The 12,235-nt window shown below is 70.1% G+C and carries 9 protein-coding genes and 1 pseudogene; 6 read left to right on the forward strand and 4 right to left on the reverse strand.

Features of this window, described 5'->3' with window-relative positions:
• Window positions 1-22 precede the first annotated feature (22 nt).
• On the reverse strand, window positions 23-622 hold the full coding sequence (locus E4N63_RS15840) for a single-stranded DNA-binding protein (RefSeq protein ID WP_125622581.1): 600 nt from the start codon (window positions 620-622) through the stop codon (window positions 23-25).
• Between the two features lie 115 nt (window positions 623-737).
• Window positions 738-1,028: a 30S ribosomal protein S6 gene (gene rpsF, locus E4N63_RS15845; protein ID WP_019707397.1), complete on the reverse strand. Its 291-nt coding sequence runs from the start codon at window positions 1,026-1,028 to the stop codon at window positions 738-740.
• Between the two features lie 269 nt (window positions 1,029-1,297).
• Between rpsF and E4N63_RS15850 the strand changes: the two genes are divergently transcribed.
• The 3 genes from E4N63_RS15850 to E4N63_RS15860 all read left to right on the forward strand — a co-directional run bounded on the left by E4N63_RS15850 (window position 1,298) and on the right by E4N63_RS15860 (window position 4,027).
• The gene (locus E4N63_RS15850) at window positions 1,298-1,627 is read left to right on the forward strand and encodes a hypothetical protein (protein WP_043464464.1); all 330 of its coding nucleotides are present in this window, start codon (window positions 1,298-1,300) and stop codon (window positions 1,625-1,627) included.
• 158 nt (window positions 1,628-1,785) lie between these two features.
• Window positions 1,786-2,904, forward strand: coding sequence for a peptidoglycan bridge formation glycyltransferase FemA/FemB family protein (locus E4N63_RS15855; RefSeq protein WP_230240997.1), 1,119 nt, complete (start codon window positions 1,786-1,788; stop codon window positions 2,902-2,904).
• A gap of 91 nt (window positions 2,905-2,995) precedes the next feature.
• On the forward strand, window positions 2,996-4,027 hold the full coding sequence (locus E4N63_RS15860) for an alanine racemase (RefSeq protein ID WP_230240998.1): 1,032 nt from the start codon (window positions 2,996-2,998) through the stop codon (window positions 4,025-4,027).
• Between the two features lie 27 nt (window positions 4,028-4,054).
• Here the strand turns inward: E4N63_RS15860 and E4N63_RS15865 are convergent, their stop codons facing one another.
• Complete coding sequence (locus tag E4N63_RS15865; RefSeq protein ID WP_230240999.1) at window positions 4,055-5,557, reverse strand: glycosyltransferase family 87 protein; 1,503 nt, start codon at window positions 5,555-5,557, stop codon at window positions 4,055-4,057.
• A gap of 138 nt (window positions 5,558-5,695) precedes the next feature.
• Window positions 5,696-8,370: pseudogene (locus E4N63_RS15870) on the reverse strand (transglycosylase domain-containing protein).
• 409 nt (window positions 8,371-8,779) lie between these two features.
• Between E4N63_RS15870 and E4N63_RS15875 the strand changes: the two are divergent.
• The 3 genes from E4N63_RS15875 (at window position 8,780) to E4N63_RS15885 (ending at window position 12,135) form a co-directional block, all read left to right on the forward strand.
• Complete coding sequence (locus tag E4N63_RS15875; protein WP_230241000.1) at window positions 8,780-9,601, forward strand: helix-turn-helix transcriptional regulator; 822 nt, start codon at window positions 8,780-8,782, stop codon at window positions 9,599-9,601.
• 49 nt (window positions 9,602-9,650) lie between these two features.
• Complete coding sequence (locus E4N63_RS15880) at window positions 9,651-10,733, forward strand: inositol-3-phosphate synthase (protein WP_043464451.1); 1,083 nt, start codon at window positions 9,651-9,653, stop codon at window positions 10,731-10,733.
• A gap of 112 nt (window positions 10,734-10,845) precedes the next feature.
• Window positions 10,846-12,135, forward strand: coding sequence for an MFS transporter (locus tag E4N63_RS15885; RefSeq protein ID WP_230241001.1), 1,290 nt, complete (start codon window positions 10,846-10,848; stop codon window positions 12,133-12,135).
• Window positions 12,136-12,235 lie beyond the last annotated feature (100 nt).

Consider the following 12,235-nt stretch of genomic DNA (forward strand, 5'->3'; position numbering starts at 1 on the left):
CGCCCGGTCGGGGCCTCGCGGCTTAGAAGGGCGGCTCGTCCGAGTAGCCGCCGCCGGAACCGGAGCCGGAGCCACCGCCCCAGCCACCGCCGCCGCCGGCCTGCTGTCCGCCGCCGGCCGGTGCGCCGGTCGCCCAGGGGTCGTCGGCGGGAGCCCCGCCGCCGCCCTGCTGGCCGCCGCCGGGGCCGCCGCCCCAGCCGCCGCCACCCTGACCGCCACCGCCCTGGCCACCGCCGTAGCCGCCCTGTCCGCCGCGGCCGGTGGTCTTGGTGACCTTGGCCGTGGCATTGCGCAGGCTGGCGCCGACCTCGTCGACGTCCAGCTCGTAGACCGTGCGCTTGACGCCCTCGCGATCCTCGTAGGACCGCTGCTTCAGGCGGCCCTGCACGATGACGCGCGTGCCGCGCTGGAGCGACTCGGCGACGTTCTCCGCCGCCTGCCGCCAGACCGAGCAGGTGAGGAAGAGGCTCTCGCCGTCCTTCCACTCGTTCGTCTGGCGGTCGAAGGTGCGGGGGGTGGACGCGACACGGAACTTCGCGACCGCCGCACCGGACGGGGTGAAGCGCAGCTCGGGGTCGTCGACGAGATTGCCGACGACCGTGATGACGGTCTCGCCTGCCATAGGGGTACCTCTCGGCGGGTTCTGCTGGCTGCGGATTGCTGGTGGACCGGACTACTCAGCGCTGCCCGGTTCAGCCCCGGGCATCACCGCTGAACGTGCGCCGGAGCGCGGGCGCTCAGTGGGTCTCGGGACGGAGGACCTTGGTCCGGAGGACCGACTCGTTCAGGTTCATCTGACGGTCGAGCTCCTTGACGACCGCGGGCTCGGCCCGGAGGTCGATGACCGAGTAGATGCCCTCGGGCTTCTTGTTGATCTCGTACGAGAGACGACGACGGCCCCAGGTGTCGACCTTCTCGACCTTGCCGTTGCCCTCACGGACGACGGAAAGGAAGTTCTCGATCAGCGGCGCGACTGCGCGCTCCTCGAGATCGGGGTCGAGGATGACCATCACCTCGTAGTGACGCATGTGGAACCCACCTCCTCTGGACTCAGCGGCCACGGTCTTTCCGTGGCAGGAGGGTCGTGATGCGTGCGCAACGGTACCCGCCGGCACTGACAACCGCGGGAATCCGGGAGGAGCCGGGGATGAGGGCCGGGCATGTGGACACCGGTGCAGACCGTTCAGCCTACCCGCAAGTCCGCTTCCGGTTGAAATCCCGTGGCAGGGCCCCGCAATCTGGGTACATCGGGTGTGACCGGCGCTACAGTTCGCCGCTTTCCGCCAGGAGGTGTCTCATGGCGCAGCCAGTACGTCATCACCGCAACCCCCTCTCCGCCGTCAGTTCCGTCTTCAACAGCGACGGCAGGGCCCACCCCGTCGAGAACAGCTTTGTCGCCGCCACCGTGGTCCTCGGTGTGGTGGCCTTCATCACCGCGCAATTCGACGACCTGCACCTGGTCAGCTCCTGGACCGGCCTGCTCGGCATCCTCAGCGGGGCCTGGGGCCAGATGATCTCCGCGACGACCGCCGAGCGCTTTGCGCTGATCATCGGTCTGGGAGCGGCGGGGTTCGGCTTCTTCCTCGGCATGGCGAACGGCGGTCTCTTCGGCGGGCTGATCGGTTAGCCCGCGCTCCCCGGCAGGTGCGGGCCGGCCCGGGGCCGCTCCCGGCGCGGCCCCTCGGGGCCGTACGCCCGAACGGGGTCCGCCCCGGCGCAGTAGGCTTCGCGGCGAGAGCCGGAGCCCCAACCCCCTGGGGACGAACCTGCCGAGGAGCACCCCGCATGAGCCTGACCCTGAGGACCATCAGCCGTGAGCAGCATCTGGCGTACATCCAGAGCCTGCCCTCGGCCAGCCACTGCCAGGTTCCGGCGTGGGCGGACGTGAAGACGGAGTGGCGCTCGGAGAATCTCGGATGGTTCGACGGATCCGGCCGCCTCGTCGGCGCCGGGCTGGTCCTCTACCGGCAGCTTCCCAAGGTCAAGCGGTATCTGGCGTATCTCCCCGAGGGCCCGGTCATCAACTGGTTCGCGCCCAATCTCGAGGACTGGCTGCAGCCGATGCTGGCCCACCTCAAGCAGGCGGGCGCCTTCTCCGTCAAGATGGGCCCGCCCGTCGTCATCCGCCGCTGGGACGCCCCCGCGATCAAGGCCGGTATCCAGAACCCGGACGTCAAGCGGCTCCGGGACGTCGAGGCCACGTTCATCGAACCGCGCGCATTCGAGGTGGCCGACCGGCTGCGCAGGATGGGCTGGCAGCAGGGGGAGGACGGGGGCGCGGGCTTCGGTGACGTCCAGCCGCGCTACGTCTTCCAGGTACCGCTGGAGAACCGCTCCCTGGAGGACGTCCACAAGTCCTTCAACCAGCTCTGGCGGCGCAACATCAAGAAGGCCGAGAAGGCCGGCGTGGAGGTCGTCCAGGGCGGTTACGACGACCTCGCCGAGTGGCAGCGGCTGTACGAGACCACCGCCGAGCGCGACCGCTTCCGGCCGCGGCCGCTGAGCTACTTCCAGCGCATGTGGAAGGCGCTCAACGCCGAGGACCCCAACCGCATGCGCCTGTACTTCGCCCGGCACGAGGGCGAGAACGTCGCCGCCGCCACGATGCTCATCGTCGGCGGCCACGTCTGGTACTCCTACGGCGCCTCCGCCAACCACAAGCGCGAGGTGCGGCCCTCGAACGCCATGCAGTGGCGGATGCTGTGCGACGCCTACGCGCTCGGGGCGAGCGTCTACGACCTGCGCGGCATCAGTGACTCCCTCGACGAGAACGACCATCTGTTCGGGCTCATCCAGTTCAAGGTCGGCACCGGCGGCCAGGCGGCCGAGTACCTGGGCGAGTGGGACTTCCCGCTCAACAAGCTGCTGCACAAGGCGCTCGACATCTACATGTCGCGGCGCTGACCCCGCCCGGGCCGCCGCAGCCGCCGCTTCAGCCGCTGACCGCCGTTCACAGCTCATCCACCGAAAACACGAGAGAGGTACCGGACCGGCCATGGCGCTCACCCTCTATGTCGACACCGCTCGCTGGCGGGCGCATCAGCAGTCCGTTCTCCAGCAGTTCCCGGGCATGGTCCCGGTCTGCAAGGGCAACGGCTACGGCTTCGGCCACGAGCGGCTCGCGGAGGAGGTCACCCGCTTCCGCTCCGACATGCTGGCCGTGGGCACCACCTACGAGGCCGCCCGGATCAAGGACTACTTCAGCGGCGATCTGCTGGTCCTCACCCCCTTCCGGCTGGGTGAGGAGCCGGTGCCGCTGCCGGACCGCGCGGTGCGGTCCGTGTCCTCCGTGGAGGGGGTGCGCGGGCTGGTCGGCGCACGGGTCGTCATCGAGCTGATGAGCAGTATGAAGCGGCACGGCGTGGTGGAGGACGATCTGCCCAAGCTGCACGCGGCCATCGAGGACGTCCGCCTGGAGGGCTTCGCGCTGCATCTGCCGCTCGACCGCACGGACGGCTCCGACGCGGTGGAGGAGGTCCTCGGGTGGATGGACCGGCTGCGCAGCGCGCGGCTGCCGCTGCACACCATGTTCGTCAGCCACCTCGCGGCCGGTGAACTGGCCCAGCTCCAGCAGCAGTTCCCGCAGACCCGCTTCCGCGCCCGGATCGGCACCCGGCTGTGGCTGGGCGACCACGACGCGACGGAGTACCGCGGCGCGGTCCTGGACGTCACCCGTGTCACCAAGGGCGACCGCTTCGGCTACCGCCAGCAGAAGGCCACCTCCGACGGCCATCTGGTGGTCGTCGCGGGCGGCACCTCGCACGGCGTGGGTCTGGAGGCCCCGAAGGCCCTGCACGGCGTCATGCCGCGCGCGAAGGGCGTCGCCCGGGCCGGGCTCGCCACCGTCAACCGCAATCTGTCGCCGTTCGTGTGGGCCGGGAAGCAGCGCTGGTTCGCGGAACCGCCGCACATGCAGGTGTCGATCCTCTTCGTCCCCTCCGAGGTGGCACCGCCGCAGGTGGGTGACGAACTGGTGGCCCATCTGCGGCACACCACCACCCAGTTCGACCGCATGGTCGACCGCTGAGGCCGTTGCCCGCCCGGTCACCCCCGCTCAGCCCGGCACCCCGCTCAGCCCGGGGTCACCCCGCTGCGCCGTCCCGCCCGCCTCCACGCCCCACTGCAGCCGCTGTCCGCCGAAGGACGGCGGCTGCTCCGCGTGCGGCGCGGGGCGGCGCAGGACGAAGGCATCCGGGGCGCCGTCCAGGAGGCCCCCGGAGGGGTCGTCGGAGCCGTCCCGCCGGACCGGGTCCCGCTCGGGGAAGAGGATGTCGCGGACGACGACCGCGCAGAGGTAGAGGGTGCCCAGCAGATGCACCAGGATGACCAGCTGGTAGCCCTCGGCCGGGAGCCCCCGGTGCGCGTCACCGCTGGAGGTGTAGGCCAGGTACATCCAGATGCCGAGGAAGTAGACGGCCTCGCAGGCCTGCCAGATCAGGAAGTCCCGCCAGCGCGGCCGGGCCAGCGCGGCGAGCGGTACGAGCCACAGCACGTACTGCGGGGAGTAGACCTTGTTGAACAGGATGAAGACGGCCACGACCAGGAACGCCAGCTGGGCGAAGCGCGGGCGGCGGGGCGCGCGGAGCGTCAGCACGGCGATGCCGGCGAAGGACAGCAGGGTCAGGGCCGTGGCCCAGGAATTGGCCCCTTCCAGCGGGTCGCCCGTGCGCTGGGAGATGATCAGCCAGAACGAGCCGAAGTCGACGGGCCGTTCCTGGCTGAACGTGTAGAACTTCTTCCAGCCCTCCGGCGCCAGCGCCATCACCGGCGCGTTCACCACGAGCCAGGCCACGACCGCTCCGCCCAGCACGCCGCCGTACGCCCGCATCCGCCCCGCGCGCAGGCAGAGCAGGAACAGCGGCCCGAGAAGCAGTACGGGGTAGAGCTTGGCGGCGGTGGCCAGCCCGATCAGGACACCGGCGGGGAGCGGGCGGCCGCGGGACCACATGAGCATCGCGGTGGCGGTCAGGGCGACGGCCAGCAGATCCCAGTTGATGGTCGCGGTGAGGGCGAAGGCCGGCGCGAGGGCGACCAGCAGGGCGTCCCAGGGGCGGCGGCGGTGCGTACGGGCCACGCTGACGGCGATGACGGCCGCGCAGATCATCAGCATCCCGGCGTTGACGAGCCAGTAGATCTGCTCGCGGTGCTGGATCGTGCCGTCGTGCGGGGTGAGCCAGGAGGCGACCTCCATGAACACCCCGGTCAGCACGGGGTATTCGAGGTACTCCATGTCACCGGGCAGCCGGTCGAAGTACGGAATGAGGTCGGCCGCGAAGCCGCGTGCGTTGTACAGGTGCGGGATGTCGGAATAGCAGGCGTGGGTGTACTGGGTGCCGGCGCCGTGGAACCAGCCGCCGTCATAACACGGCAGCTTCTGGACCATGCCGAGTGCGAACATCCCGATGGCGAGCAGGGCGATGATCCGTACGGGAGTCCACCAGCCGGTGCCGTACCGTGCCCGGCGCCCGGCCGGGCCCCCGATCACCTCGCCGGCGGCGGCGGCCACATCGTCCTGGAGGGTGGGCCGTACGGGTTGCTCGTCACGCACGCTCGTCATGGGGCCATCCTGCCGTACGGGCCAGGACGCGGCGGTGCCCCCGCCCATGACGCTCCATGGGGGCGGGGGCACCGCTGACGGCGCGGGAGGAGCGGGGCGCCGGTGGCCTGCGGCCGGCGCGCCCCTGCCCCTCCGTTCCTATCCGGTGTCTCCGTCGGGGCCGCCGAGCCAGCCGCCGCCACCGTTGTTGCCGTTGCCGCCGCCCGGCGGCGTCGTCGTCGGCGAACTGCTGATCCCGCCGTCGGCTCCCCCGTCGGCTCCGCCGTCGACGCCCCCGTCGGTGCCTCCGTCAGCACCGCCCGTGGGCTCGTCCTCGTCCTTGCACTTCGGGTCGAAGAAGCCACAGGTCTTGCTCGGCGACGAGGACGGCGTCTCGCTGGGCGTCTCGCTGGGCGAGGGCTCGGTGGACTCGCTCTCCGACGGGGTGGGCGTGGGGTGGGCGTCGGGGTCGGGCTGGCGCCGTCGCCGTAGACCTTCTTGCCGATCGGCTCGGGCTTCGGGAACTGCTCGATCTTCTCGCCCTTGAGCGCCCGGCCCATGTAGTCGGCCCAGATCTGGGCGGGGAACGACGAGCCGTGGATGCTCTGCTGGCCGCCCGTGCCGTACATCTCCAGGAACTTCTGCTTCTCCGCCCGGTCGTTCACCCGGAACATGCCGATCGCGGTGGAGAGCTGGGGGGTGTAGCCGGCGAACCAGGCGGACTTGTTGCCGTCGGTGGTACCGGTCTTGCCCGCCGCCGGCCGGCCGTCGGGCAGCTGCGCGGAGGTGCCGGTGCCCTTCTCGACCACGTTCTTCAGCACGTCGGTGACGTTGTTGGCGACCTTGGTGTCGAGACCCTGGGTCTTCTTGGCCTTGTGCTCGTACACCGGCTGGCCGTTCTTCTCGACCGTCTTCACCGACCACGGGGTGATCTGCTCGCCCTCGGCGGCGAAGGTGGCGTACGAGCCCGCGAGCCGGATGGCGCTGGGGGAGGAGGTACCGAGCGAGAAGGAGGGCACGGTCGCGGCGAGCTGGTCCTCGACCAGACCGGCCTCCAGCGCCGTCTCCTTCACCTTGTCGGTGCCGACGTCCACACCGAGCTGGATGAACGGGGTGTTGACGGAGTGCTGCATCGCCTTGCGGAGGGTGACCTGGCCGTAGCTCTTGTCACCGTCGTTGGTCTGGTGCCACTCCTTGTTCTCCTTGTCCAGCCAGGTGGAGCCGTCGTAGTTGAGCAGTTTCACCTTGTTGTCGCCGTTGTAGACGCTCAGGGGTGAGACCGGGGTGCGCTGGTCGGGCCCCTGGTCGGGATCTCCCTCGGGGTCGCGCACACCGTCGCTCATCGCGGCGGCCAGGACGAACGGCTTGAACGTCGACCCGACGGGGACGCCGGTGTAGTCGGAGTTGTTGGTGAAGTGCTCGGTGGCGTCCTTGCCGCCGTAGATGGCGACGATCTCCCCGCTTCGGGGATCGATGGACGCCCCGCCGAACTGGACGTACTTGTCCTCGTCGCGCTCCTTCGGCTTGAGATTCTCCTTCGTCACCTTCTGCACAGCCTTCTCCAGCTGCAGCATCTTCTTCTTGTCGAAGGTGGTGTGGATCTCGTAGCCGCCCCGGTCCAGCTGGGCCTTGGAGATGGAGCTCTTGGAGGTGATGAAGTTGTCGGCGAGCGTGGTGAGGTAGCCGATCTGGCCGGCCTTGTTCGTGGCGGGCTTGGGGTCGTTCGGTGTCGGGAAGCCGTCCGCGATCCACTTGCTGCGCTCGGCGGCCTTCATCCGGCCGGTCTCGACCTCGCGCTTGAGGGTCCAGGCCCAGCGCTCCTCCGCGCGCTTCCGGTTCTTCTCCGGCGTCGCCGCCGAGCCCACGCCACCGGCCGGGTCGTAGAGGTTCGGGCCGTTCAGTGTGGCGGAGAGAAACGCGCTCTCGCTGGCCGTCAGGTCGTCGCAGTCCTTGCCGTAATACGCGCGGGACGCGGCCTGGATGCCGTAGGCGCCCCGGCCGTAGTACGCCGTGTTGAGGTAGCCGGCGAGGATCTCTTCCTTGTCCTTGACGGCGCCGACCTTGATGGAGATGAACAGCTCCCGCACCTTCCGGGAGATGGTCTGCTCCTGGCTCAGCATGGCGTTCTTGACGTACTGCTGGGTGATGGTGGAACCACTCTGGGTGGTGCCGCCCTTCGCCATGTTGAAGACGGCACGGGCGATGCCCATCGGGTCGACGCCCGGGTCGTCCTCGAAGGAGGCGTTCTCCGCGGCGATGACCGCGTTCCGCATCGCCGGGGGGATGCTGTCGTACTTGACGATCTGGCGGTTGAACTCACCGGCGCCGGCCACGACCATCTGCTCGCCGTCCGCCCAGTAGTAGACGTTCTTCTCGACCTGGGAGTCGTCCTTGACCTGGGGGATGTCGACCACGGCGAAAGCTATCCCCGCGCCGCCCACGAGCAGGCCCATGAAGCCCACGGCCGTGCCCGCGACCTGTTTCCAGGACGGGATCCACCGGCGGGCGCCGGTCCGGCCCGACCGCGGATAGTCGATCAGGCGCTTCTTCTGCGGACCGTTCGCGGCCGCGCGGCGGCCCCGCCCCACGGCACCCGCACCGGTGGCGGTGGCCCCGGCCTCGGCGGCCCGGCGGCGTCCGCCGCCTCCGCGCTGCGCCGCCCGCCGGGCCTCGGCGCGCCCTCCGTAGGGGCGCCCCTCACCGGGCGGCGGCGACTCGGGTTCGGTGGCTCCACGCCTCGGCGCGGCACGGCGGCCTGAGGCCTGCGCCCCGCGTCGGGCCGCGGCGCGTCCACCACCTGCGGACTGCGGTGGCTTGCGACGGTGCTCGCTCATGGAACAGATACTCCTCGGGCAGGCGCTATCGCCTGAAAGCGGCAGTTTTCTTCCGGTACCCCCGACGTACGGACCGGCGGCCACCCCGGAGGGGCGCCGGGCCGCACTGCACCCAGGACGAGGACGCTCCGCCGCGCCCCGCGGTTCCCGGTGGTCTGCATGGCGCACAGACTACGCAGGGTCAAAACCCGCTGGACAGCCATCTTCCGTACATAACAGGCAACTTGTCTCTGTCAAAACAGTGATGTGACGCCGTTCACCCCAGCCCCTCTTGTGACGGCGGGGACGCCGTTCTATCGTCTGGATGTATCGATCCGATACATCGACTGGACATAGCAGAAGACGCAGCAGAAGACAGCGCGGACGGCAGCGCGGACCACGGAGCAGCGGAAGGCGAGGGAGGAGACGCATGAGCAGACGCTCCGGCGTCCTCGAGTTCGCCGTTCTCGGACTGCTCCGCGAGTCCCCCATGCACGGCTACGAGCTGCGAAAACGCCTGAACACCTCCCTGGGGGTGTTCCGGGCCTTCAGCTACGGAAGCCTGTATCCCTGCCTCAAGACGCTCGTGCGCCAGGGCTGGTTGATCGAGGAGTCCGGCAGCGCGCCGGAGGACGCTCTCGCCGCCACCCTCGCCGGCCGGCGAGCCAAGATTGTCTACCGGCTGACGGCCGAGGGGAAGGAGCACTTCGAGGAACTCCTCGCCCACTCCGGTCCGGACGCCTGGGAGGACGAGCACTTCGGAGTCCGCTTCGCCTTCTTCGGGCAGACCTCGCGGGATGTGCGGATGCGGGTGCTGGAGGGCCGCCGCAGCAGGCTGGAGGAGCGGCTGGAGAAGATGCGCGCCTCGCTCGCCCGCACCCGGGAGCGTTTGGACGACTACACCCTGGAGCTCCAGCGGCATGGAATGGAGTCCGTGGAGCGCGAGGTCCGCTGGCTCAACGAGCTGATCGAGAGCGAGCGGTACGGGCGTGACCGCAACCGGGCCGTGCCGGGCGCCGGCCCGGCGGCCGGGGAATCCACGCCGGGCTCCGCGCCGGGCACCGCACCGGAGCCGGCCTCACCGGCCGGGCCCGGACCGGCCTCCGGGCCGGACTCCGCAGAGCGCGCGCCGGAGCGATCCCGGCCTCCGCGGTCTCGCGCGTCGTTTCAGGAACCATCGGAAAACACGGGCGGCCTGCCCCGGAACCGGGGTAGTTCCCGGCCGGATCCGTCCGACGACACCGCCAAGTGAGGCCCGCATGCAGCGGGACCTCGTCGAATGAACAAGGGGAGTAACCGGAATGGGTTCGGTTCGTGTAGCCATCGTCGGTGTGGGCAACTGCGCCGCCTCGCTGGTGCAGGGCGTCGAGTACTACAAGGACGCCGACCCGGACAGCCGTGTCCCGGGTCTCATGCATGTGCAGTTCGGCGACTACCACGTACGTGACGTGGAGTTCGTCGCCGCTTTCGACGTGGACGCCAAGAAGGTCGGTCTCGATCTCGCGGACGCCATCGGCGCCAGCGAGAACAACACCATCAAGATCGCCGACGTGCCCTCCACCGGTGTGACGGTTCAGCGCGGCCACACCCTCGACGGTCTCGGCAAGTACTACCTGGAGACGATCGAGGAGTCCGCCGAGTCCCCGGTCGACGTGGTCCAGGTGCTCAAGGACCGCCAGGTCGACGTGCTCGTCTGCTACCTGCCGGTCGGGTCCGAGGACGCGGCCAAGTTCTACGCCCAGTGCGCGATCGACGCCAAGGTGGCGTTCGTCAACGCCCTTCCGGTCTTCATCGCCGGCACCAAGGAGTGGGCGGACAAGTTCACCGAGGCGGGCGTCCCGATCGTCGGTGACGACATCAAGTCGCAGGTCGGCGCGACGATCACCCACCGGGTGATGGCCAAGCTGTTCGAGGACCGGGGTGTGATCCTGGACCGCACCATGCAGCTGAACGTCGGCGGCAACATGGACTTCAAGAACATGCTGGAGCGGGAGCGCCTGGAGTCGAAGAAGATCTCCAAGACGCAGTCCGTCACCTCGCAGATCCGTGACCGCGACATGGGCGCGGACAACGTCCACATCGGCCCCTCCGACTACGTCGCCTGGCTCGACGACCGCAAGTGGGCCTACGTGCGGCTGGAGGGTCGCGCGTTCGGTGACGTCCCGCTGAACCTGGAGTACAAGCTGGAGGTCTGGGACTCCCCGAACTCCGCGGGTGTCATCATCGACGCGCTCCGGGCCGCGAAGATCGCCAAGGACCGGGGCATCGGCGGCCCGATCCTCTCCGCCTCCTCGTACTTCATGAAGTCCCCGCCGGTGCAGTACTACGACGACGAGGCCCGCGAGAACGTCGAGAAGTTCATCGCCGGCGAGGTCGATCACTGACCGGTGGCTGAGCCGCGCCCTCTGCCGCACGGTTTACCCGCTTCCCCGTACGGACCCCGGGCACCGCGCCCGGGGTCCGTCCGCGTCCCCGCACTGTGTGAGGCTGTGGAGCATGGCTGTTCTGCGTGACGCGGGGACACTGCTGCGGCTCCGCGGCTTCCGCCGACTGCTGGCCGTCCGGCTGGTCTCGCAGTCCGCCGACGGCGTCTACCAGATCGCGCTCGCCGCGTACGTCGTCTTCTCCCCCGAGCGGCAGACGTCCGCCGCGGCCATCGCCTCCGCCATGGCGGTCCTGCTCCTGCCGTACTCCCTCGTCGGCCCCTTCGCCGGCGTCCTCCTCGACCGCTGGCGCCGCCGCCAGGTCCTCCTCCACGGCAATCTGCTGCGGGCGGCACTGGCCGGTGCCACCGCCGCGCTGATCGTCGCGGAGGTGCCCGACTGGCTCTTCTACCTCTCGGCGCTGTCCGTCACGGCCGTGAACCGCTTCATCCTCGCCTGCCTCTCGGCGGCGCTTCCCCATGTCGTCGCGGACGAGGGGCAGTTGGTGACCGCCAACGCCATCTCCCCGACGGCCGGCACCATCGCCGCCACCGCCGGGGGCGGCCTGGTCTTCGCCCTGCGCCTCACTGGGTGGGAGTCCGACGCGGGAGTCGTCCTGCTCGGGGCCGCGGTCTACCTCGGGGCAGCCCTGACGGCGCTCCGGCTCGGACGCGATCAGCTGGGCCCCCGCGGTCTCATCCGGATCCGGTTCGGGGCCGCGGTGGCCGGCACGGCACGCGGGCTCCTGGACGGGCTCGCGCATCTGTCCCGGCGCCGTCCGGCCGCACGTGCGCTCGCCGCCATGGCTCTGATGCGCTTCTGCTACGGAGCGCTGACCGTCATGGTCCTCATGCTCTGCCGCTACGCCTGGACCGGCGACGGCACGGAAGGGCCGGTCGACGAATCGAACGCCGCCGCCGGCCTCTCCCTGCTCGGCCTGGCGGTCGCCCTGTCCGGAGCCGGCTATTTCACCGCGGCCGCCATCACCCCCTGGGCGGCCGGGCGCCTCGGCCCTTCCGGCTGGATCACGGCGTGCGCGCTGGCGGCGGCCGTTCTGGAACCGGCCCTGGGACTCACCTTCGCGCCGGTACCGGTCCTGACCGCCACCTTCTTCCTGGGCCTCACCACCCAGGGAGCCAAGATCGCCACGGACACGGTGATCCAGTCCACGGTGGACGACGCATTCCGCGGCCGGGTCTTCTCCGTCTACGACATGCTCTTCAACGTCGCCTTCGTCGGGGCAGCCGGGCTCGCCGCCGTGATACTGCCGCCCGACGGGCGTTCCGCCCTCCTGGTCGGCCTGGTCGCTCTGCTCTACGGCGCGACCGGCCTCACCTTGCACCGGTTCCGGATGGCCCACTGAGCGCCGGCACCACAAGAGACGGGGTGTGTTTCACGTGAAACACACCCCGCCCTCGGTCCGGACCGGCCGCCGCCCCGCCCGCGTTTCACGTGAAACACGG

Source organism: Streptomyces sp. MNU89 (genome assembly GCF_020982505.1).
Classification (GTDB): Bacteria; Actinomycetota; Actinomycetes; order Streptomycetales; family Streptomycetaceae; genus Streptomyces; species Streptomyces xinghaiensis.